The sequence below is a fragment of the Thiorhodococcus drewsii AZ1 genome, assembly GCF_000224065.1.
Classification (GTDB): Bacteria; Pseudomonadota; Gammaproteobacteria; order Chromatiales; family Chromatiaceae; genus Imhoffiella; species Imhoffiella drewsii.
In genome coordinates this window covers 41,947-63,890 of sequence record NZ_AFWT01000023.1, presented here as the reverse complement: position 1 = coordinate 63,890, position 21,944 = coordinate 41,947, and the positions used below count along the sequence as shown (strand labels likewise).

At 66.4% G+C, this 21,944-nt stretch carries 15 protein-coding genes; 10 read left to right on the top strand and 5 right to left on the bottom strand.

All coding sequences use genetic code 11. The features are described 5' to 3' along the window. Nucleotides 1-85 precede the first annotated feature (85 nt). Nucleotides 86-946: a MotA/TolQ/ExbB proton channel family protein gene (locus THIDRDRAFT_RS15495; RefSeq protein ID WP_007041820.1), complete on the top strand. Its 861-nt coding sequence runs from the start codon at nucleotides 86-88 to the stop codon at nucleotides 944-946. Between the two features lie 93 nt (nucleotides 947-1,039). Further along, nucleotides 1,040-1,921 carry an energy transducer TonB gene (locus THIDRDRAFT_RS15490; protein ID WP_007041818.1) on the top strand — a complete coding sequence of 294 codons (882 nt, stop codon included), beginning with the start codon at nucleotides 1,040-1,042 and terminating at the stop codon, nucleotides 1,919-1,921. Between the two features lie 68 nt (nucleotides 1,922-1,989). Here the strand turns inward: THIDRDRAFT_RS15490 and THIDRDRAFT_RS15485 are convergent, their stop codons facing one another. After that, nucleotides 1,990-3,345: an MFS transporter gene (locus THIDRDRAFT_RS15485; protein ID WP_245535861.1), complete on the bottom strand. Its 1,356-nt coding sequence runs from the start codon at nucleotides 3,343-3,345 to the stop codon at nucleotides 1,990-1,992. Nucleotides 3,346-3,848: 503 nt separating this feature from the next. On the opposite strand from THIDRDRAFT_RS15485, the gene THIDRDRAFT_RS23940 reads away from it, so the two are divergent. The 4 genes from THIDRDRAFT_RS23940 to THIDRDRAFT_RS23935 all read left to right on the top strand — a co-directional run bounded on the left by THIDRDRAFT_RS23940 (nucleotide 3,849) and on the right by THIDRDRAFT_RS23935 (nucleotide 9,223). Continuing rightward, nucleotides 3,849-4,856, top strand: a complete 1,008-nt coding sequence (locus tag THIDRDRAFT_RS23940) for a helix-turn-helix transcriptional regulator (RefSeq protein ID WP_007041816.1) — start codon at nucleotides 3,849-3,851, stop codon at nucleotides 4,854-4,856. Nucleotides 4,857-5,168: 312 nt separating this feature from the next. Next, the gene (locus THIDRDRAFT_RS15475; RefSeq protein WP_007041815.1) at nucleotides 5,169-5,981 is read left to right on the top strand and encodes a class I SAM-dependent methyltransferase; all 813 of its coding nucleotides are present in this window, start codon (nucleotides 5,169-5,171) and stop codon (nucleotides 5,979-5,981) included. 100 nt (nucleotides 5,982-6,081) lie between these two features. After that, nucleotides 6,082-8,184 (top strand): TonB-dependent receptor, encoded by a 2,103-nt coding sequence (locus tag THIDRDRAFT_RS15470; RefSeq protein ID WP_007041814.1) that lies wholly within the window; start codon nucleotides 6,082-6,084, stop codon nucleotides 8,182-8,184. Nucleotides 8,185-8,209: 25 nt separating this feature from the next. Beyond that, complete coding sequence (locus tag THIDRDRAFT_RS23935; RefSeq protein ID WP_007041813.1) at nucleotides 8,210-9,223, top strand: helix-turn-helix transcriptional regulator; 1,014 nt, start codon at nucleotides 8,210-8,212, stop codon at nucleotides 9,221-9,223. Here the strand turns inward: THIDRDRAFT_RS23935 and THIDRDRAFT_RS15460 are convergent. From THIDRDRAFT_RS15460 to THIDRDRAFT_RS15445, 4 genes are all read right to left on the bottom strand, one after another. Further along, entirely contained in the window at nucleotides 9,220-10,020 is an 801-nt protein-coding gene (locus THIDRDRAFT_RS15460) for an outer membrane lipoprotein-sorting protein (protein ID WP_007041812.1), read from the bottom strand. The genes THIDRDRAFT_RS23935 and THIDRDRAFT_RS15460 overlap by 4 nt on opposite strands. A gap of 60 nt (nucleotides 10,021-10,080) precedes the next feature. Next, a complete protein-coding gene (locus tag THIDRDRAFT_RS15455; protein ID WP_139058763.1) occupies nucleotides 10,081-11,319 on the bottom strand; it encodes a hypothetical protein in 1,239 nt (412 codons plus the stop codon). A gap of 24 nt (nucleotides 11,320-11,343) precedes the next feature. Beyond that, nucleotides 11,344-13,722 carry an efflux RND transporter permease subunit gene (locus THIDRDRAFT_RS15450; RefSeq protein ID WP_007041810.1) on the bottom strand — a complete coding sequence of 793 codons (2,379 nt, stop codon included), beginning with the start codon at nucleotides 13,720-13,722 and terminating at the stop codon, nucleotides 11,344-11,346. Between the two features lie 124 nt (nucleotides 13,723-13,846). Continuing rightward, nucleotides 13,847-15,982: a TonB-dependent receptor gene (locus THIDRDRAFT_RS15445; protein WP_007041809.1), complete on the bottom strand. Its 2,136-nt coding sequence runs from the start codon at nucleotides 15,980-15,982 to the stop codon at nucleotides 13,847-13,849. Nucleotides 15,983-16,284: 302 nt separating this feature from the next. Here THIDRDRAFT_RS15445 and THIDRDRAFT_RS15435 point away from each other — a divergent pair, with 302 nt between their 5' ends. The 4 genes from THIDRDRAFT_RS15435 (at nucleotide 16,285) to THIDRDRAFT_RS15420 (ending at nucleotide 21,940) form a co-directional block, all read left to right on the top strand. Next, nucleotides 16,285-18,111 carry an ABC transporter ATP-binding protein gene (locus tag THIDRDRAFT_RS15435; protein ID WP_007041808.1) on the top strand — a complete coding sequence of 609 codons (1,827 nt, stop codon included), beginning with the start codon at nucleotides 16,285-16,287 and terminating at the stop codon, nucleotides 18,109-18,111. Then, nucleotides 18,108-19,988: an ABC transporter ATP-binding protein gene (locus THIDRDRAFT_RS15430; RefSeq protein WP_007041807.1), complete on the top strand. Its 1,881-nt coding sequence runs from the start codon at nucleotides 18,108-18,110 to the stop codon at nucleotides 19,986-19,988. Before THIDRDRAFT_RS15435 ends, THIDRDRAFT_RS15430 begins: the two co-directional genes overlap by 4 nt. 37 nt (nucleotides 19,989-20,025) lie before the next feature. Beyond that, complete coding sequence (locus THIDRDRAFT_RS15425; RefSeq protein WP_007041806.1) at nucleotides 20,026-20,910, top strand: DUF4198 domain-containing protein; 885 nt, start codon at nucleotides 20,026-20,028, stop codon at nucleotides 20,908-20,910. Between the two features lie 250 nt (nucleotides 20,911-21,160). Beyond that, complete coding sequence (locus tag THIDRDRAFT_RS15420) at nucleotides 21,161-21,940, top strand: outer membrane lipoprotein-sorting protein (RefSeq protein WP_007041805.1); 780 nt, start codon at nucleotides 21,161-21,163, stop codon at nucleotides 21,938-21,940. Nucleotides 21,941-21,944: the final 4 nt, after the last annotated feature.

The window sequence follows — 21,944 nt, the reverse complement described above, 5'->3', positions numbered from 1 at the left end:
CCGCCGGAAACCGAGGGCCGAGCGACCGCCCTGAACCCCTGATTCCAGTCTCGCGCTCAGACGGATGCAAGAGGAGCCCATGTCCATGACCGAGGTCAGCACCTATGCCGCTCCACCGGAATCCAGCCGAGAGGACGGCCCCGATACTCCGCTCGGGGTCCCGGCTGCGGATGGAGCGGCACCCTCCAGTGCAGGATCCGCCGATCCGTCCACCGCACCCGCGGTGGAGACGGACTGGCTCGGGCCCCTCGCCGAGCTTCCGCAGCGCCTGGACGCCGTCCTCGACGCCGGCGGCCCCGTGGTCATGGTCCTGGGACTCCTGTCCGTCGTGGCCTTGGCCATCGTCATCCTCAAGCTCTGGCAGTTCCAGCGGCTGCGGCTGGGCTCGCTTGGCCCCGCCCGAGCGGCCATCGAGCACTGGCGCCGGCACGACGCGCGCACGGCGCTGGCCGCCGTGACCGGACAGAGGGATCCCGTCTCGCGCGTGACCCATGCCGCGCTCGAGGGATGCCGCCGGCCCGGGGCCGATCAGTCCCTGCTGCGGGAGGAGCTGGTGCGGCTCGCGACCCAGGAGCTGGAACGGCTGCGCGGCTATCTGCGCGCGCTCGAGGTCATCGGCACCCTAAGTCCGCTCCTGGGTCTGCTCGGCACGGTGCTGGGGATGATCGAGGCATTCCGACGGCTCGAGTCGGCCGGCTCCCAGGTGGATCCCGCCATTCTCTCAGGCGGCATCTGGCAGGCGCTGCTCACCACCGCCGTCGGCCTGACCGTCGCCATTCCGGTGGTGCTGGCACACACCTGGCTGGAACGTCGCGTCGAGCGCTGCGGACATCAGATGGAAGACGCCGTGACTCAGGTCTTCACGCGCGATCTGGTCATGGCGGAGCCCGAGCCCGTGCGCGAGACCGACTCGGCCGATCGGCTGCAGGTCGGCCATGCGGCTTGAGTGGCGCGCACCGCGCCGCCGCATCCCGATCAGCCTGACCCCGCTGATCGACATAGTCGTCATCCCGCACCCCATGACGATCGGTCGGAACTGATGGAGATCCGCGCGCGTCACTGGCTGATCGCGCTTGCCCTCGCCGGAACGGCTCACGGATCCTTGCTGCTGATGCTTCCGCCGCAATCCCGGCCGAAGCCGGCATCCGAGCCGCTCCAACGGATTCAAATGGTAGTGTTGAAACCGAATGGAGGGGGCTCGGGCTCGGCCGCCGGAGGCCAGGCGCCGGATTCGCCCCCGGCTCGAACGCCAGCCCTCGCCCCGCTCGTACCCGTCGGCCCGGCACTCGCCCCCCTGAAGGCACCGACGGAGACCATCAAGGCACGCCCACTCGAGCCGCCCGTCTCGAAACCCGTACCCGTGCCCAAGGCCCAGACGCCGCTCGAGACGAAAAAGCCGCCGGTCAAGGCCCGTCGGCCCCCGCCCAAGCGGAGCACCAAGGCACCCCGGGCCAATATTCCGCCGAAACCCGCCGTAGCGGCCAAGTCCAGTCGCAAGCGTTCCAATACGGCGGACTCGGCCTCGCGCAGCCGAGGAACAGAGACGAACGCGCGGTCGGAACGCCGCTCGGCCGCCCCAGGCAACCAGGGATCCGGACGGGGCGGCGGCGCAAAGGGCTCCGGTGCGGCCAGTGCGCGGCGCAGCTATTACGGCACCCTCGCGAGCTGGCTCGCGCGTCACAAGCGCTACCCGGCTCAGGCACGCCGACGCCAGCAGCAAGGCACCGTGCGCGTGACCTTCACCATCGACCGCCAGGGCCGACTGCTCTCACACCGGATCGTCTCGGGCTCCGGTCACACGTCGCTCGATCGGGAGGTCGAGGCCATGCTGAAGCGCGCCTCGCCCATGCCACCCATTCCGGCCGCCCTCGGCAAGAACCGCGTGACCATCACCGTGCCGATCAGCTTCAGTCTGCGCTAGCCATGGCCCTCATGTCGGATCGGCCCGATCCTCGGAGAGGGCCGCCTCCGCTCACCAATCCCTTAACGTTATTCGCTGACGTCGGGCAAGCTCAGCGCATAGAAGGCCGCCATCAGCGACAGCAGCCCGAGCACCAGGATGGTCGCCGCGCTCCCGAGCCATTCCCCGATCAGCCCGATCAGACCTCCCGCCAGCATCAGGACCCCGATCAGTGTATTGGAGACGGCCACGTATGCTGCGCGGTTCTCGCCCGTCGACATGTCGACGAGATACAGCTTGCGCCCAAGCCGCACGCCGCCGTGCATGACGTTGAGGACGAGGAAAATCGCCGCGAGTCCGAGCTCGCTGGTCGCCAGGGTCCAGCCGAATGCCGCCGCGGCGAAGGTGAAGAGACCGAGCAGGCCGGCGCCCGCCGCGGCACTGGCCATGACCACACGGCTCGAGCGATCCCCGAGATAGCCCCAGAAGGGAGAGGACAGACTCGCGGCCAGCCCGTTGGCGACGATCAGGCCCCCGAGCCCCAGCAGCCCGGCGTCGGCCTCCTGCTGCGCGAAGAGCACGTAGAAGGGCGAAGCGAGCGCCACCGACAGCAGCAGACTCCTGGCGATCATGAAGCGCCGGAACGGGAGATCGTCACGGACGAGCCTCAGCTGCACGAGGGCCAGGGCGAGCGCATTCCCGCCCCCTTCCGTCGCCCCCGGCTGCTCGCGGATCGTTGCGAACAGCAGCGCGGCGAGGATCCACATCAGACCTGCGGCGGCCAGCAGACCGGCGAAGACGCGCAGACCGCCCCCTTGGAGATCCATGGTGCCGAGCCCGAGACCGATCCCGAGCACGGCGAGACCGGCCAGACTCGCGCTCCAGCCCATGAGCGCGCCTCGGCGGCTCTTGGACACCGTCTTGCCGAGCACGTCCTTGGCGGAGACCGAGCAGAGACCGCGCGACAGGCTGAAGACCACCAGCATCAGCAGGATCCCAGCCCCCGCCGCGATGCCGTCGAGCGTCATGGCGACGAAGGCCATGCCGAAAAGACTCAGGGCCGACAGCAGGGCGCCCAGCAGCCAGACACCCTTGCGAACCGCCAGGCGCCGCACCGAGGCGGCCACGGCCAGCTGCGGCACCAGCACCCCGGCCTCCCGAATCGGCACCAGCAATGCGGTGAAGGTCGCCGGCACGCCCAAGGCACCGAAGAGCCAGGGGATCACGAGCTTGGCGCTGGCGATCTCGTCCGCGACCTTGGAGAACAGGTTGGCCCCCAGGTAGGCGAAGAAATTGTGCGGCTGGTCGTTGCAGGCATTCTCGGGAATATCCTTGCAGACCCGCGCATCCTCATCTCCGGTGATACGGTTGTAGAGCGCTTCGATCGCCTGGCTCGCAGGCAGGGTGTCCTTGATGACAGCGTTCTGTTCGACAGCTGGATTCATTCGATCGTACCGGTCTTGTTGGCGCACATCGGCCGAAGACAGAGGTGCCTCGGCCCGCGATGGACACGGACCCGACCCATGGGGACCCTCGGGATGCACTCTGACAGGAAGCGCCGCCATGCAGCATGGCTCCGCCTAATGACCCTATGAATTATGCCAGGATCCGGATGGGCCCGGTCGCTCGGAATCCGCGCCCAGGACTCGGACCAGACCGACGCCCTCGTGAGCCGGATTCACCGCCATTGTCGCTTGTGCTTGCGCAGATAGGCCGGCGGCACAGTTCAGCACCGATCCATCGGAAGTGCGGACTGGAATACCGGAAGATTGAGACCCGATCATGGCCCTGCCGGGCCGGTTCGGCTGAGAGGCGGTGCCGACGCGATGATCGATAAACAGGATTATTTGAAACAAGAGGTTGCAAAAAAAACCGAAGGAAGGATGACAAACGACGAACCCATTACAGATAATGATTCTTATTTGCTGAAATATTACACACCAAATCGATGGAAAATACGGCGACCTCGATACTGGATCAATATCGCGCATCCCTCCTGGAAGACGCGCTCTTCCGATCCGAGGGTCCGCCGGACGGCCAGGCGGGACTGCAGCGCCACATGCTGCTGAAGGTCGTCGACGGCAAGGGCTACATGGAGCACCTGCTGTTCTCGAACGGACTTCTCGCCGGGCGCGGCGACTATCGGCTCGGCCGCGGGCATTCGGCGACCTATCGGGGGATGGAAACCTTCTTCGGGGCCAGCCTGATGCTCGGAGGATCCTTCGATCTCGAGGTCCCGGATCTCGACTTCCATGAACGGATCTCCGGGAGTCAGACCTGGATTCGATCCGGACACATCGGTTCCTTGCGCTATGCGCAGCCGGCCGATCAGCACTGCTGCGGGGTCTCGATCGATGTCCCCGCCGCACTGCTGGAGGGCTGGCGCGAGGAGGCGCCGAAGGCGCTCAATCCGGGTATTCGCGCGGCGCTGACGCACTCGGCTCCCCTGCTCCGTCCCTTGCCCGGGACGCACCGGGCGTTGCGTGCAATCGGCAGGCGAATGCTGCAGGTCAACACCTCCAGCCTCTGCGGACGCCTTCAATTCGAATCCTTGGCACTGGATATGCTGGCCGCATTGCTTCGGGTCGAGGACGGCGCCTCGGCCGATCTCACCCCGGCCGAGCGGCGCGAGCGCCGGCTGCGCGTCGCGCTCGACGAGGCCCGCGACATCCTCGACGCCGAATGGGCCTCGCCGCCGACGATCACCGAGCTCGGACGCCGCGTCGGACTCAACGAGTGCTACCTCAAGGCCGGCTTCCGCGATCGCTTCGGGACCACGATCGGCGCCTATTCGCGCCAGCGGCGCCTGGAGCAGGCGCGCCGGCTCATCGAGCGCGAGGGGCACGGCGTGCAGGAGGCCGCCTTCGCGGTCGGCTTCACCAACCTCGGCTGGTTCGCGTCCAACTTCCGCTCCCAGTTCGGCTGCCTGCCGTCCCACCTCGTCCGAAGCGCCTGATTCCAGGTTCGGAATCGGAACCGCAAAGAACACGAATGCTTGCCTTGTGTTCCCGGCTCGCTTTCCGGGAAGGCATGCGTTCCCTGGCGATCGATCGAAAACCTTCGCGCGCTTTGCGTCCTTTGCGGTTCAGCAGCTCCGATCCGCGTCCGGCCGACGCCGACTTTTCCCGATCCGAGCGATCATTTTCCCGTTCCGAGCAGGGCCGGCTACCGCAGATAAGAATAATGAGCATCTGCATCGAGTGATCGGCTCCTTCATGGACCGAGCACTCCAGTCGACCGCCTGAACCCTTGGATGACGAGCCCTGCGATGACCGAACTGACCGGCGTTCCCGAAACCATGCTCTGGACCCTGCACAATCGCGGGAGCGAGGCCGTACGCCCCGACGGATTCATCCGCGATCAGGAGGCGGCGCGCATCTACGCGAGCATCGACTACGACTACGCGCGCAACTTCGGGCGCCCGGACGGATCGCACGCGACCCGCTCGGTCATGTTCGACGAGGTCGTCGGCGACTGGATGAAACGCCATCCCGGAGGCACGGTCGTCGAGCTCGGCTGCGGTCTGGAGACCCAATTCCAGCGCATCGACGACGGCCAGGTGCGCTGGCTGTGCGTCGACGTGCCCGAGGCCATCGCGGTGCGCGAACGCTTCCTCGCGCCCAGCGAGCGCTGCCGCTTCGTCCCAAAGAGCGCGCTCGATCTCTCCTGGATGGACGCGGTCGAGACCAGCGGACCGGTCTTCGTCACGGCCCAGGGACTCTTGATGTATTTCGAGGAGGCCGAGGTCAAACGCCTCCTGACCGCGATCCTGGACCGTTTCCCCGACGTCGAGCTGATGTTCGACGTCATCCCGCCCTGGTTTTCGCGCAAGACCATGTCCGGGCTCCAGAAAACCCGGCACTACCGGGCCCCCGAGATGCCCTGGGGCGTCGGCCACAGCGAGCTGGAGCCACTGCTGCGGTCATGGAGCCCTCGTATCGGATGCCTCCGGATGATGCCCTATCGCCGATTCCGCATCTTCCCCTGGTCACTGCCCCCACTGATAGCCAGCATCCCGGGCCTGCGCGAGGCCATGCCCTGGATCGTCCATGTCGCCGCCTTGGATACCGAGCGCGGCTGAAACGCTCTTCAGCTTCCAGTCGCACGTTCGCACCGGACACCCACCCAGTGTCCGGCGGGCGGTGCGTGCCCTGTTTCAGCATTCGCGGGGAATTTCGCTCATGCAAGAATCGAATCATAGATGGCTCTCTATCAGCCTGATCGCATCGGCTGTGGCGAGCACCATGCCGGGCCTCGCCTGGGCCGACGAAGAGGCCGCCGTGGAACTGCAGTCGGTGACGGTGACGGCACGGCTCAGCGAGGAAGAGGCCAAGGAGGTCCCCTTCAGCGTCAGCGTCCTGAGCGGCGAGGCGTTGGAGACCCGGCGTCTCGTCACGCTCGAGGACGCCCTGAGACAGACGCCGGGCGTCGACGTCAATTCATCGGGCGGCGCGAGCGACGCCAACATCCGCATCCGCGGCGTCGGCTCGCTCTACCAGGTCAACGCCGAGGACGGCTCGGTGGTCATCAATATGGACGGCGTTCCGCTCTCGGGTCGCGACGCCTCGCTCTCGACGCTCGACGTCGAGCGGGTCGAGATCCTGAAAGGGCCGCAAGGGACCCTGTTCGGACGCAACAGCGAGGCCGGCGCCATCAATATCCGCAGCCGCCGTCCGACGCGCGAGCGCGAGGGATACCTCCGCATCGAGGGCGGCCAGGAGGGTCAGCATCTCGAAGAGGCCGCCGTCGGCGGGGCGCTCTCCGAGAATCTCATGGCCCGGCTCGCGGTGCGCAACTCGGGCTCGGACAACCCGGTCGACAACGACCAGACCGGCGATCCCGTGACCTATCAGCGCGACCTCGCCTTCCGCGGCTCGCTGCTGTGGGAGATCGCCCCCTCCACCTCGGCCTTCCTGAGCGTCCAGCATCAGGAGATGGACGGACAGATCCCCCAGATCGTGCTGATGCCCTACGACGATCACCCGAGCGTCGACGTCTCCCGCAGCTCGATCGACGACAACGAGAAGACGCTCGACATCCAGTCGCTCGAGATCCAGCACGACCTCGCGAATAGCCGCATCACCTCGGTCACCTCCTACAACAGTTCGGACCTCTCGATCGACAAGGTTTACGGGCGCAAGGCCATGCAGGCGCTCTACGGCTATGGAATCGAGTACCCGGCCACCGACATCTCCGAGAAGAACACCTTCAACCAGGACCTGCGCTGGTCGTCCCTGCCCGAGTCTCCCGTCTTCTGGGTCATGGGGGTCAATGTCACCCGATCGAAACGCACCCTGGATTCGATCGATCACCTCAACGACAACGCCCAGGACCGCCGCTTCGACACCCACAGCGACGCCGTCTACGGCGAGGTCACCTATCCGCTCGGCGATGCCTTCAAGGTTACCGGCGGCTGGCGCCACACCTGGGACCGCAAGCGCTACGGGGCGACCTACAGGGACTCGAGCGGCCATCGGACCTCTGACAGCCGCCGGCTCAGCGACAACTACGACACCGGCCGCGTCGCCCTCTCCTACGCGCTGAATCCGGCGACCAATGTCTATGGCGTCCTGTCGCGCGGCTACAAATCGGGCGGATTCAACGACTATGCGACCAAGGCCGCCGACAGCGAGCCCTACCGGGCCGCGGTCGTGAACACCGCCGAGCTCGGCTTCAAGAGCGAGTCCGAGGACGGCCGCTTCGACCTGAGCGGCGCGCTCTTCTTCAACAGCGTCGCCGACGACCATCTGCTCGGCTACGAGATCGCGACCATGGCCACCCAGGCGGTCAACGCCGACACCGAGAGCCTGGGCGCCGAGCTGCAAGGTACCTGGCGCGTCGGCGGCGGACTCTCGCTCTCGGGCGGACTGAGCTACATCGACGCCACCATCACCAGCGACGCCACCGGGGTGCAGGGCGGCGACGTCGAATCCGGCAATCAGGTGCCGGACGTGCCGCGCTGGAGCGGCCTGCTCAACGCCAGTTATCAGCGGGCGCTGGACGATTTCTGGGGGCTCTCGGCACCGGTGCTCAACGCCCATATCGACTACCGCTACAACGGCTCGCGTCCCGCCGATCCGCAGAACCACTTCGACCTCGACGCCTATCACAAGATCGACCTGCACCTGGGCCTGCTGGTCGGCGACGCCGAGGTCTATTTCTGGGCCGACAATCTGCTCGACGAGCGCTACGACCTCTACGGCTACTACCTGGCCCCGGGGATCAATATCGGCATGCCCAGCCGCGACCGCACGCTCGGCCTCGGCGTCAGCTATCTCTTCTGAGCGACCAATAATAGGGATTCGAACGATGACGGAAGCGGCGCACTCGATCCTGGATCAGTATCGATCCACCTCCCTGGACGCTCTGGTGTCCCAGGAGGAGGAGCCGCCACGCCCCCACACCGGGGTGCATCGACACGAACGGCTGAGACTGGCGAACGGTGGAGGACAGCTCGAACATCTCTGCTTCGCCAACGGGCTCCTGATCGGTCGCGGCGACTATCGGCTGGAGCAGGCACACACCGGAAGCTATCAGGACACGGAAACCGTCTTCGGGGCGGGCCTTCTGCTCGCGGGCCACTTCGACCTCGAGATCCGGGACCTGCGCCTGCGCGAGCGCATCTCCACCGACCGCATCTGGATACACTCCGGGCACTTCCCCTCGATGCGCTACTGTCAGCCGCCGGGCGAGAGGCTCCAGTCGATCACGGTCGAAGTCTCGGACAGCCTGCTGGAGAGCTTGCGCGAGGAATCCCCCAAGTCGATCAACGCCAGCGTGCGCAGGGCTCTGAGACGATCCGGCCCCACCTTCGAGGCGCTGCCCGGAACTGGCCGATCCGCACGCCTCATCGCTCGACGCATGCTGCACCTCGACACCGCCGATCTCTGCGAACGGCTCGAATTCGAGTCCCTCGCGCTCGATCTGCTCGTCCGCCTGCTGCGCGCCGACGACGGCAGCGAGCCGGGGCTCACGGCGGCGGAACGGCGCGAGCGCCGCCTGCGGGTCGCGCTCGAGGAGGCCCGAGACATCCTCGACACCGACCTGACCGCCACGCCGACGATCGCGGAGCTGGCGCGCCGCGTCGGGCTCAACGAGTGCTATCTCAAGACCGGATTCCGCCAGCGCTTCGGCTCCACGATCGGCGTCTATGCCCGCGCGCAACGCCTGGAGCATGCGCGCAGGCTCATCGAGCGGGAGGGCCATGGCGTGCAGGAGGCCGCCCAGGCGGTCGGCTATTCCAGCCTCGGCTGGTTCTCGTCCTGCTTCCAGTCGCACTTCGGCTATCGGCCCTCGCATCTCGGACGGCGCCCGCGGCATTAGCGGCGCAGACGGGCCTGCAGGAAGAGGTCGTCGGACAGCCCCTGATCGAAGCGTATGTCGGAGAACAGCAGGGTCGTGTGCGAATCGCGGCGCATGGAGGTCACGTCCATTCGGGTGCGCATCCAGATCCCCTGGATCTCTTCGAAGCCGCTGTATTCGTCGACCTTGAGCAGACGGTCCTGCTTGTCGTAATACTCGATCCGGACCGGGAGCCAGATGTCGCCCCGCACCCAGACCAGACGCCGCCCGTAGTTGCTCTCGCTGTCGTCCTTGAGACGCCGTTCGACGACGTAGCAGCGGGTCTCGAGACAGGGCTCGGTGCGCAGCAGACGATGGGTGTCGTCGTCGAGCTCGCGCTTGCGCAGGTCCTCGTTGTAGAGATCGCTGCGCATGAAGACGCCGCGCATCCCGTTGCCGCTGATCCGGCGCAGCAGATTGTTGGCCGGCATGAAGACCCACATGTCGTCGTGCCGGGCCGGATCCTCGTAGTTGAAGGTCAGATACTTGACGCCGCGCACGTCGGTCGGCGCCTGGAAGCGCATCAGGTCCTTGCGGACCCCGTCGTAACGTTTCGAGTCGCTCTCCAGCACCCGTTTCAGCGTCTTGCCGTCGCGCTCGACCAGGATGGTGATGACCTGCCGACGATCGCGGCTGGTATCCACGGCCTCGACGCGGCGCGAGACCTCGCGTCCGTCCGCCGGCGGCGTCTCGTACTCGGGTGCCGCCTGCGCCGAGGCGCTCAAGAGTCCGAGGACCGCACATCCGGTCCGCAAGACGTGATTCAGTCGCTCGTTCATCCGTTCCTCCCGTGTAATGCATGGACAGACCGACCCGGAATCCGGGGCGCGCGTCTGCCGCTAGCGGAAAAAGTGGGTCAGCTGCGCGTACAGCAGCCAGTTGTCGGCGAATTGGCCCAGCCCGCTGTCGGCCGGCCCGTCGATGAAGTAATGCCCGAGTTGGAAGCTCCAGTCGTCGACCGGGCTGTACTCGGCGTAGATCTCGGTCATGCTCTCGCCGCTGACGACGTCGGCCATGCCGCGCACTCCCAGGGTCAGCTGGTCGTCGAGATAGCGGTCGCTGAGGCCCAGGGTCAGGCCCGCGTACTGTCCCTCGCCGTACTCGTCGTCCGCCTCTACGTCGTGGAAACGGTCGACGTAGAGCTGCAGATTCAGGTAGGCGGTGGCATCGAGCTGGTAGTCCCAGCCGACGACCAGCTGCGTCCGGGCGGTGCGAGTCATGCGTCCGTCGCCGCCCGTGATCGGATAATCGGGCTTGTGCGCCAGCTCGAGACGCAGGGTCGAATCGCCCACCCCCAGGGCCACCTGGGCGCCATAGGCGTGATAGCGCCGATAGCCGGTGCGCAACATCCCCTCGCCCAACCGCTCGACCAGCGGATCGTCGCGATAGCCGTCGAAATAGACCAGATACCAGTCGAGCCCCTGGCCGTAGTGGCTGTAGCGCAGGGCCAACTCGGAGTCGTCCGGGTCGTCGGCCTCTTCCAGGCGCAGCTCGCCGAGCCGGTCCGCCTCGCGCAAGGCGTGAACGGCATCGGGCTCCCAGGGGCTGCCGAAGGCGGCCTGCTGGTCGACCGCCGCCCAGGGCAGCCAGACCAGCTCCAGCGACTGCTGGGCACCGAGCCATTCCAGGGCCACCAGATCGCTGGCCAAACGGGTACTGCTGCGTCCGGTGGCGAGCGGGTCGCGGTTGTCCGAGGGATTGATCAGATCCATGGTGTTGCGCCCGTCGGCCACGCCCCAGAGGATGCGCTTGCGCCCGACGCTCAGGCGCAGGTCGGACACCGGGCGTAGGTTCAGGTACAGCTCGTGCAGGCGCGGCTCGAGCGTCGCGTCGAAGTCGTGACGCTCGGGGTCGAGATCCACGCCGGCCTTGGCGAACAGCTCCCAGGAGGCCTGCTGCCGATTCAGGTTGACCCACAGACGCTGGCGCAGCGAGAGCGTCTCCATGCCCTGGCGGGTCAGCCCCTGATAGCGGCTCTCGACATGACCGTCGTACCTCCAGCTCCCGGTCTCGGCGGACGCCGCCGAGACGACGGCGATCAGCCCGCAGCAGAGGGCCCGCAAACGGCACGAACGCACGGCCGATCTCGGCGATCGCAGCATCTAGACGCGGGCCTCGTCGCCAAGCGCCGTGCTCGCCTCCCGGCGGCCCCCCTCCTCGCCCAGCGGCTTCAGCAGCACCAGCAGCGCCGGGCCGAGCAGCAGATCCGCGATCAGGGCACCGACGAAGGCGCAGCTGGAGAGCAGACCGAAGTCGTTCAGGGTGTCGATGGAGGAGGCGCTCAGGACGCTGAAGCCGATACTCAGCACCAGGGTGGTGAACAGCAGCGGACGGCCGACGCTGACCAGGGTCCGGTGGATGGCCTGGGCGTAGTACGGGGTGCGCAGGAACTCGAGGCGGAAGCGGTAGAAGAAGTGGATGGTGTCGTCCACCGAGACGGCGATGACGATCGGCGCCAGGATCATCAGCATCATGTGCATATGGATCCCGACCAGGCCCATGACGCCCAGCGCCAGCAGGACCGGAAAGAGATTGGGCACCATGGCGATCAGCCCCAGGCGCAGCGACCGCAGCACCAGGATCAGGAGCAATGCGATGCCGCTGAAGGCGGCGAGGAAGCTGGATTGCTGACCGCGCACGATATGCCCGGCCAGCGACGCGATCATGGCCATGGTGCCCGTGTAGGTCACTTGGATGTCGGACGAGAGTTCCGACTGGACGAAGCGGTCGACATCGGCGATGAAGCGATGCACGTCCGCGGTCGACAGCCCTTGGGTGCGCACGCGCAGACGGGCGCGGTCGTAGTCGAAGCCGACGAAGCGGTCGAGCAGCGCCCCGCCCCCGGTCTCGTAGAGAAACAAGAGCTCGGCGGCCTGGCGGCGGGTCTCCGGGAGGCGGTAGAAGGCCGGATCGCTGCCGTTCAGGGCCTGGCGGGTGCGCTTGACGGCATCGAGGATGGAATCGGTGCGCCGGGTCAGGCGATGGTCGTCGATATAGGTCTGCAAGGCCTCCATCTGGCGCAGGAATGCCGGATCCTTGATGCCGTCGGAGCGGCCCGAGTCCAGCACCACCTCCAGCGCCATGGATCCGCCCATCTGGCGGTCGACGTATTCGTAGGCCTGGCGCAAGGGGTGATCGGGCGCGAAGTCCTTGACCGAGTTGGTCTCGGTCTCGACCTGGGCGTAGCCCGCCAGACTCAGGGCGCTCACGGCCAGGAAGGCGGCCAAGACGCGGCGCGGATGGGCGACGGCGAGGTCGCCGGCCGCCGCCAGCAGGCGATGGAAGCCGTCGATGCGATCGCGGCCCCCGTCCGTCCGCGACACCGCGCGTCCCGTGCGCCGGGACCGCGAGAAGGACGCCAGGATGGGGGTGAGCGTCACCGACACGATCAGGGCGACCACCACCCCGAGGGCCGCCTGCAGACCGATTTCGCGGATCGGGACGATGGCGATGGTCAGAAAGGCTAGGAAGCCGACGGCCGTGGTGAGACTGGTCAGCGAGATGGGCATCAGAACGCGCCGCCATGTCTCCAGGATGCTCGCGTTCAGCGCCTCGTGCCCGCCGGCGCCCTGGAGCCGGAAGCGGCGCTGCTGCTCGGCGACGAAATGCATGCTGTCGCCGATGCCGACGCAGATCAGCAGGATCGGCAGCATGATCGCCAGCTCGGACAGACCGCCGCCCAGCATCCCGATGATGCCGAAGGTCCAGACCAGGCTGACCAGGATCACGGTAAATGGGATCAGCACCCCGGAGAGGCTGCGCGTGGTGAGCGCCAGCAGCACGACCATGAGCCCCAGTGTGAAGAGGCCGAGCGAGGCGCTCTCCTGTGCGGCGATCTTGCTGTAGGTGGCGTTGATGATGGGCCCGCCCACGGCATAGGTCGTCAGATCCGGGAAATCCGCCAGGATGCGCGGCACGGCCTCGGCGACCGCCCCGCGCGGATCGGCGGCATGATCGGACGTGTCCTCGGGATAGTCGTCCAGCTCCAGCAGCAGGGCGGCGGTACGCCCGTCGCGCGAGATCAGGTTGTCGAGCAGCTGGGGATCCCCGGCGATGCGTTCGCGCAGGGCGTCCATCCGAGGTCCTTGCTCGGGAATCCGCTCCATGAGGGGACGGACCTCGATGCCGTCGGGAACCCCGATCACCTGCTCGGCGTTGCCCAGCCAGGTGAGTCGGCGCAGATAGGGAACGTCCAAGCGCAGCCGGACCGCCAGGGTCTCGAGACGCTCGAGCACCGCAGGATCCAGCACGCCCTCGGTATCGACCAGGATGTAGATGAAATCGTCGTTGCCGAAGGTCTTCCAGAAGTCGTCCAGGGTCTGCTGGGCGCGATCTCCGGGCATCAGCGCTCGGTCCTCGTGCTCGGTGTAGAGGTGGCTCCACTGGCTGGCGAGAAAGACCGTCAGCAACACCAGCAGCACCAGCGCCCACCAGCGATAACGGACCAATAGAGCGGCCAATCCCGCCTTCGCTTCAGTCATATCCTGTTCTCGTCAAGGTGAAGGACGTCGAAAGCCCCTCGGCAACCGAAAAGGCGGTCGCCGACTGCGATTCGTGTTCGATATCGAGGCGCCGCCTTCGTGCTGGCGGCGCCCGGCGCCGAGGCTAGAAGGCGTAGCTGGCGGTCACGCCGAAGGTGCGGGGCGCCCCAAAGATGGCGAGGGCGTCCGTGCCGTAGGCGGAGGCGTAGCGGATGTAGTCCTCGTCGGTCAGATTCTTGCCCCAAAGCACGACCGACCAGTCGTCGCTGCTCAGTCCCAGCCGCAGATTGAGCAGGGCGTAGGGATCCTGAGAGAGGGTGTTGGCGGTGTCGAAGTAGACGCGCCCGGTGCCCTTCAGCTCCAGGCGCGCACCCAGGAGCAGATTGCCGAGTGGCTTGTTGTACTGGGCCGCCAAGAGATAGGTGTAATCAGGCGCGAAGGGTGCGCTGTTGCCGGTGTAGTCGGCCCCGGCGGAGGGGTCGACATAGTCCATGAATTCCGTGTCCAGATAGGCGCCGTTGGCGATCAGCTCCAGCTCCTCGGTCACGGCCGCCTGCATTTCCAGCTCGACGCCGTAGTTGCGCGACTCGCCGGCGTTGGTGGTGATGACGAATGCCGTGCCCGGAACCGTCTGGCCGATCTGCTGATCGTCGATGTCCATGCGGAAGATGGCACCGTTCAGACGCAGGCGACGGTTCCACCAGATGGACTTGAGGCCGAGTTCGTAGCTGGTGCTGAGTTCGTTGTCGTAGGTGTTACCCGTGGCGCTCACCAGGGGGCTGTTGAAGCCGCCGCTGCGCGCGCCCTGCGACACGCTGGCGTAGGCCATCAGGTCCGGCGACCAGTTGTAGGACACGGAGAGCTTCGGCAGGAATTCGGAATAGCTGGCGTCTTTGTCGAAGCGCACGGGTTCGCCGTACAGCAGCCCACTGCTGGAGAAGTCCTTCTCCTCGTGTTCGTAGCGCAGTCCCCCGGTCAGGCTCCAGCGCTCGGTCAAGTCATAGCTGACCGAGCCGAAGACCGCCTGTCCCTGTTCCTCCAACTCGTCGCTGCCCACGGAAAGCGGGAACCCTTCCGGATATCCGTACACCGCCATCGCGTCGCTGCCGGTCGTGCTGTCCAGCCAGTTGTCGTGCTTGGTGTCGAAGAGGAAGACGCCGACCAGCCACTCCAGGCGTCCGCCGTCTTCCTTGGACGTCAACCGCAACTCCTGGGTCCATTGCTCTTGGTTCAGCTTAGCGAGGGCTTCCATAATGTCGTAGGCGGAGAAATCTGTATCACCGAGATTTTCGGTCTCGTTCTTGCGGTAGGCGGTGATCGATGTGAGGGTGGCGACATCCATGTCGTAGTTCACATCCAGGGAGAAACCGTAGGAATCGTGATGTTCGCGCTGATCGTCCCGGTCGGAGGTGATCTTGCGTGGAGTCGCGTTCGAGATATCGCTGCCGCTCACGTAGGAATAGTCGTAGGTCCCGTCACGTGCCTCGGCCTTGTCCACCGTGAGCTGGACGTCCAGCCCGGAGAGCGGCAGCCAGCGCAGTTTGCCGCGAAACATGCCCTCGTCGACGTCGTCCACGTCCTGGCCGGACACAGTGTTGGTCGAATAGCCGTCGCGCAGGGTGCGCACGCCCGCGAGACTCAGGAACATCTCCTGATCGATCAAGGGGATGTTGCCGCTGAGCTCGCCGACACGGTATCCCTCGTTGCCGACCGTCACCCGCGCCTTGGCGCGCGCCTCGTTGTCGGGTCGGCGGGTCACGATGTTGATGGCGCCGGCCTCGGTGTTGCGTCCCCAGAGCGTTCCCTGTGGGCCACGCAGCACCTCGACGCGCTCGACGTCGAGCAGGTCCACGTTGCTCATGAGCGCACTCAGGGGGTCCATGCGGATCACGCCGTCCACATAGACGCCGATCCCCGCCGGTGCCCCCGGCGTCTGCTGACTGACGATGCCGCGCAGCGACATGAAGCTGGTGGCGGTCGCGCCGTTCTGGATGTAGAGGCTCGGCACGCGCGCATCCAAGTCGTCGGCGGTCTCAATGCCGGCGTCCTCCAGCTCCACTTCATCGATCGCCGACACGCTTAGGGGGACGTCCTGCAGGGACTGCTCGCGCTTCTCGGCCGTCACGATCAGGGTCGGCAGCGAGACACCGTCTTCGAGGCCGGTCTCCTGTGCCGTCGCCGGTCTCGGCAGACCTCCCATCAGGACCAGACTCCATCCGAACAGGACGGTTTGCGCGAGATGGATACGAGAATTGGACATGCATCACTCCTGAACGAGGGCATGGCCCGCGCGATTACTGCTCCGCGCCACGCACCGACTCCGACGAGGGTTTCAGAATGAGGCAACGGCGCACCAGCGGCGCAAGCCTCAACGAAGAAGCCCAGATAAGAAGAATCATTCTCATATCCGTGGCCGATCGAGAGCATGCCCCAGTCCTGTCCGCCGCAGCAAACGACCAAGCCGGAAAGTTCCCGATCCAGATAGAAGGATTCCCGTTTCGGCTCATCCTTGCGGCGCATATACGGGAATAATTCTCAATCGCTATTTGTTTGGGAGCCCCGATGCATACCGATCGAGAGAAATCCGAGCCCGACGACAAGAACCCCTGGGACGTGATGCAGCCCGTTCGGGGCCAGATCCGCTTCGCCATGGCGCTGGCGGGATTAGGAACGTTTCTGGGACTGGTGGCGCTCGCCATGCTCGCCTGGGTGATCCATCGATTGATCGAGGCCCCAGGAGACTGGCCCTGGACGCCGATGTTCGGCGTCCTCGTCTGTACGGTGCTCGCCTATCTGCTGCGCATCAATTCCTTCGACCAGTCGCACTACGCCGCCTTCCGACTGGAGCAGATCCTGCGCACCCGGCTCGCCGAGCACCTGGCACGGGTCTCGCTCGGCGAGATCCAGCGCATCGGCGCCGGGGCGCTCGCCAAGGTCATCCAGGACGACGTCAAGGAGCTTCACATCTTCGTCGCCGACAGCACACCGCTCTATGCACGGGCCTATGCGGGTCCGGCGATCACCCTGATCGCCCTGATCTGGCTCGACTGGCGTCTCGCACTCGCGGCCGTCGCGGTGCTGGCGCTCGGCTTCGCCGCCATGAGTCTGGCGATGCGCGACCGCGCCGAACTGGTACGCCGCTACCATGCCGCACGCGAACGCGTCAGCGCTGCCGTCGTCGAGTTCGTCCAGGCGATGCCGGTGGTGCGCACCTTCGATACAGGCACCGACACCTTCGGCCGCTTCCAGCGCGCGCTCGAGGCCTATCTCGGATTCCTAACCCACTGGTACCGCGAGGCCAGTCTCTCGGGCCGGCTCGGCATGGCGGTGCTCAACCCCATGCCGACGCTCGCCGTCCTCTTGTGGCTCGGGGCCTGGCTCGGCTGGAGCGAGTCGCTGGACTTTTCGACCTGGCTCGCCGTGCTGCTGATCGGCACCGGCATGGCCGAGGCCATGATGCCGCTGATGAGCCTCTATCACCTGGTGGACAAGGCCAAGCTCAGCATCGCGCGCATCGACGAGGTGATGGACAGGCCCGAGCTGCCGCAGGTCGCGCCCGAAAAGGCACACCGCCCGCAGGACGCGAGCCTCGTGTTCGAGGGGGTCGGATTCCGCTACGACACGGACGGGGAAGAGGCCATCGCCGACCTGAGTTTCACTGCCGCGCCGGGCACGGTGACCGCGCTCGTGGGTCCGTCGGGGGCCGGCAAGACTACGGTCGCGCGGCTCATCCCGCGCTTCTGGGACGTCACGGCCGGGCGCGTGCTGGTCGGCGGCGTCGACGTGCGCGAGATGCGCGCCGACGATCTCATGGGCCAGGTCTCCTTCGTGTTCCAGGACACCTTCCTCTTCGCCGGCTCGATCGCCGAGAACATCCGTCTCGGTGTACCGGACGCCAGCCAGGAGGCGGTCGAGGCGGCCGCCCGCGCGGCCCAAGCCCACGCCTTCATCGAGTCCCTGCCCCAGGGCTACGAGACCCGCGCCGGCGAGCGCGGCATCTTCCTCTCCGGCGGCCAGCGCCAGCGCATCACCATCGCCCGCGCCATCCTCCAGGACCGCCCGATCCTGGTCCTGGACGAGGCCACGGCCTTCGCCGATCCGGAAAACGAGCTGGCCCTGGTCGCGGCCCTGTCGCAGCTGATGCGGGGCAAGACCGTGATCCTGGTGGCCCACCGTCTCTCGACCATCCGCGACGCCGACCAGATCCTGGTCCTGGATCGCGGACGCCTGGCCGAGCGCGGCCGTCACGACGATCTGCTCGCGCAAGACGGGCTTTACGCCCGGCTTTGGCATGGCTACGAACAGGCCCAGGCGTGGATGCTGCACCCAGACGCACCGCCGAGCGCGCACGCCCCCTCCCCCGCCCGCCTCGCGGAGATGCCATCATGACGACCGACTCCAGCCCGACCATGTCGGCCCCGAGCGCGGGTCCGCGCCCCATCACACCCTGGCTCGAGACCTACCGCCAGCTCCTGCGCAGCTCCGGCACGCGCGCCGCCGAGCTCCGGGCGGCACTGCTCGGACTGACCATCGCCGCCGCCCTCCAGGGTCTGGCACTGGCCTGTCTGCTGCCGCTCTTCTCGGCCGTCCTGCCGGATCCTCACTGGCCGGCCGTCTGGACCTGGCTCGCGGTCATGACCGCACTGATGGGACTGGCGACGTTCGCGCGCTGGCGCGCCCAGGGCTTCGATTTCGACGGCCACATGGCCGCCGCGACCCACGAGCTGCGCACCCGGCTCGGCGAGCAGCTGCGCCGCATGCCCCTGGAGCGGCTGCAGGACAAGCGCACCGGAGAGGTCAGCTCGACCCTGCTCGGCAACGTCGACGAGAACCTCAACTATCTGCTCACGGTGGTGAATCTGATCCTGAGCGCCATCGTCACCCCTTTGGTCGCAGCGCTCGCCACCCTCTTCGTCGACTGGCGCATGGGACTGATCCTGCTGCTGATCTTCCCGACCATCCTCCCGCTCTACCGCTGGCGCCGACCGGTCTTCGCCCGCAACATGCGCCGTCTCGCCGAGACGCATCAGCGCATCAACGGGGACATCCTCGAATACACCCAGGGACTGCCGGTGCTGCGCGCCGCGCGCTGCGCCGGGGAGCGGGCGGCCAGCCTGCAGGAGGGATTCGAGGAACTGCGTCTGGTGCAGAGCCGGGCCCAGCGCGCCGGCAACCGGCCCAAGGTGCTGATCGCGAGCCTGGTGGAACTCGGACTGCTGCTGGTCGTCGCCGTCGGCGTCACCTGGGTGATCGCCGGCACGCTCGATGTCGCCGTCCTGGCGGCACTGCTGGTGATGGTCTCGCGCTTCGCCGAACCGCTGGCCAATTTCGTCAACTACACCGCCATCCTCGAACTGATCGAGACGGCGCTCGAGCGCATCGAGGCCCTGCTCGCCATCGAGCCCCTGCCGCAGCGCACACCGACGGCGGTACCGACGGAGTTCGACATCGCCTTCTCGGGCGTGACCTTCGGCTATGCACAGAGCGATCGTCCCGTGATCCGCGACCTGGACGCCGAACTGCCGGCACGGCAGATGACGGCGCTGGTCGGCCCCTCGGGCTCGGGCAAGTCGACTCTGACCCGATTGCTGATGCGCCATGCCGATCCGCAGCGGGGCACGATCACCATCGGCGGGGTCGACGTACGCGCCATCCCGCCCGAGACGCTGAACGGCCTGATCTCGGTGGTCTTCCAGGACGTCTATCTGTTCGACGACACGGTGCTGGCCAACATCCGCATGGCCCGGCCCGACGCCAGCGACGCCGAGGTCGAGGCCGCGGCCCGCGCTGCCCGCTGCCTGGACTTCATCGAGCGACTGCCCCAGGGCTGGGACACACCTCTCGGCGACATCGGCGGACGCCTCTCCGGCGGCGAGCGTCAGCGCATTTCCATCGCCCGCGCCCTGCTCAAGCAGGCACCCATCGTGGTCCTCGACGAGCCGACCGCCGCGCTCGACACCGAGAGCGAACGCTCCGTGCAGGAGGCGATCGACGCACTGGTGCGCGACAAGACGGTCATCGTCATCGCCCACCGGCTGTCCACCATCGCCGGCGCCGACGCCATCCTGGTGCTCGAGGACGGACGCTTGGTCGAGCGGGGCCGACACGCCGCGTTGCTCGCCGCCGACGGACGCTACCGCGCCATGTGGGACGCCCAGCAGCGGGCCAAGGCCTGGCATCTGATCGAGACGGAGCCGGACCGCGACACCCTGCCCCCGACCGACCCCCAAACCATTCCAAACAGCGCTGCTGGCGAGCCGCGCTGACGCACGCCCATCCATCACGCAACAACGAGGTCACCACATGAACCGAATCTCCGCCCTGCTGGCCGCCGCCACCCTATCGGCGACCGCGCAGGTCCAGGCCCATTCCGTCTGGATCAATTCCTTCGAGTCCCATGCCCACGAGCCCAGACACACCATGGTGTCTCTGGGATGGGGCCATGCCCTGCCCATGGACGACCTCCTCACCTCCCCCAACGGGCGCATCGCCATCGAGCGCTTCGAGCTGTTCGACCCGGCCCTCGAGAAGACCGCCCTCCTGGTTCCGGAATTCAAGCTGAGCACCCCGGAGCTCGAGACCGACAATTTCGATCTCTTCGCCGGAGACCTGGGCACCCAGAAGATCGCCCTCAAAGAGGGCAGCGCCAAGGGCGTCTATCAATTGAGCGCCGTGTCCAAGCCCACCTTCTACACCCAGTACATCGACAAGGACGGCAGGCAGCGGATGAAGCTCAAGTCCAAGGATCAGCTCGACGACATCGAGAAGGTCCTGATGTCGGTGAAATACCAGGCCTTCGCCAAGTCCTATCTGACGGTGGGCGAATGGACCGCGCCAGAGCCATTGGGTCAGGCCCTGGAGATCATTCCGCGCACCGACCTGAGCGACCTCCATGTCGGCGATCTGGTCGAGGTGGACGTGCTCTTCTACGGCAAACCCCTGAATGCGACGGCCAAGAGCATCGAATACATCACGGCGCACTCCAGCAGCTTCGGCCAAAGCGACGGCTTCTACCTGATGTCCTACATCATGGAGGGCAAGGCGCAATTCCGCGTCCAGAGCGCCGGGCAATGGATGATCTCGGTGAACCACAAAGACGACGTCACCCCGGATGGCCCCCTCGCAGATCTGCAGGGCAAGGCCGAGCACGTCTACACCGGAGCCAGCTTGACCTTCAACGTCAAGTAATCGCCCCCAGGGAAACGCCGATTCATGGCGTTTCCCGTCCCCGCCTCTCTGAACCGACATTCTCGAACTCGCGGATGCCTGCGCTTGGTCTCGACTCGGAGAATCCGAGCGGGCGATGTCGTGGCGGGTTTCGAAGAACGCGTTTCATTGGCGACCTTCGGGGAGCCGCGAACGGTCGGGATTGGGGTGCGATACCGATTCTGAACTCATGCATCGCCAGATCCATCACCCATCACCGGAGCATTCCGCCATGAACAGGCTTTTCATCCTATCGACGACATTGCTGCTGCTCTGTGGACCGGCCCATGCCGAGCCGAGCGGCCGCGACATCATGCTGAAGGTCGATGCGGTCGACACCAGCCGCGATACCAGGCTGGTCTCCACCATGATCATCGAACGGGGGAACCAGAAGCTGGTCCGGCGCATGGAGAACTGGACCAAGCAGTACGGAGAGGATCTCAAGGACGAGCGCACACTGGTGCGCTTCGTCGAGCCGGCCGACGTGTACGGAACCGCCTACCTGACCTGGTCCTACGACGACCCGGCGCGCGAGGACGACATGTGGGTCTTCCTCCCGGCCGAGAGTCTGGTCCGGCGCATCAGCGGCGGCGGGAAGAAAGGGTCCTTCATGCGCTCGGACCTCGCCAACGAGGACATCGAGGATCGCGGCGTCGACGACGATACCCATCGCCTCCTCGGCAGCGAGACGCTGAACGGTGCCGAGTGTTTCGTCATCAAGTCCGTCCCGCGCCCGGAGCTCAAGAAGGACACCAACTATTCCAAGCGGGTGCAGTACATCCACAAGGATGTCTATCTGCCGGTGCGCGTCGAGTATTACGACAAGCGGGGCAAGCTCCTCAAGACTGCCACCCACGGCGGATTCGAGCAGATCTGCGGTATCTGGACCATCACCAAGAGCCTCTTCGAGACCCCGAGCCGCAAGACCCGCACCCTGTTTCAACGTTCGGAGATCGTCTACGACCAGGGTCTGGACGAGACCCTGTTCCTGCAGAGCAATCTGAAGCGCTGAGCGG

Bases quoted from the DNA above. Each gene is read 5' to 3' on its own strand.
- THIDRDRAFT_RS15490 (WP_007041818.1), top strand. From the start codon at position 1,040: ATGGAGATCCGCGCGCGTCACTGGCTGATCGCGCTTGCCCTCGCCGGA.
- THIDRDRAFT_RS23935 (WP_007041813.1), top strand. From the start codon at position 8,210: ATGACGGAAGCGGCGCACTCGATCCTGGATCAGTATCGATCCACCTCC.
- THIDRDRAFT_RS15460 (WP_007041812.1), bottom strand. From the start codon at position 10,020: ATGAACGAGCGACTGAATCACGTCTTGCGGACCGGATGTGCGGTCCTC.
- THIDRDRAFT_RS15420 (WP_007041805.1), top strand. From the start codon at position 21,161: ATGAACAGGCTTTTCATCCTATCGACGACATTGCTGCTGCTCTGTGGA.
- THIDRDRAFT_RS15450 (WP_007041810.1), bottom strand. From the start codon at position 13,722: ATGACTGAAGCGAAGGCGGGATTGGCCGCTCTATTGGTCCGTTATCGC.
- THIDRDRAFT_RS15430 (WP_007041807.1), top strand. From the start codon at position 18,108: ATGACGACCGACTCCAGCCCGACCATGTCGGCCCCGAGCGCGGGTCCG.
- THIDRDRAFT_RS15495 (WP_007041820.1), top strand. From the start codon at position 86: ATGACCGAGGTCAGCACCTATGCCGCTCCACCGGAATCCAGCCGAGAG.
- THIDRDRAFT_RS15435 (WP_007041808.1), top strand. From the start codon at position 16,285: ATGCATACCGATCGAGAGAAATCCGAGCCCGACGACAAGAACCCCTGG.
- THIDRDRAFT_RS15470 (WP_007041814.1), top strand. From the start codon at position 6,082: ATGCAAGAATCGAATCATAGATGGCTCTCTATCAGCCTGATCGCATCG.
- THIDRDRAFT_RS15485 (WP_245535861.1), bottom strand. From the start codon at position 3,345: ATGAATCCAGCTGTCGAACAGAACGCTGTCATCAAGGACACCCTGCCT.
- THIDRDRAFT_RS15425 (WP_007041806.1), top strand. From the start codon at position 20,026: ATGAACCGAATCTCCGCCCTGCTGGCCGCCGCCACCCTATCGGCGACC.
- THIDRDRAFT_RS15475 (WP_007041815.1), top strand. From the start codon at position 5,169: ATGACCGAACTGACCGGCGTTCCCGAAACCATGCTCTGGACCCTGCAC.
- THIDRDRAFT_RS23940 (WP_007041816.1), top strand. From the start codon at position 3,849: ATGGAAAATACGGCGACCTCGATACTGGATCAATATCGCGCATCCCTC.
- THIDRDRAFT_RS15445 (WP_007041809.1), bottom strand. From the start codon at position 15,982: ATGTCCAATTCTCGTATCCATCTCGCGCAAACCGTCCTGTTCGGATGG.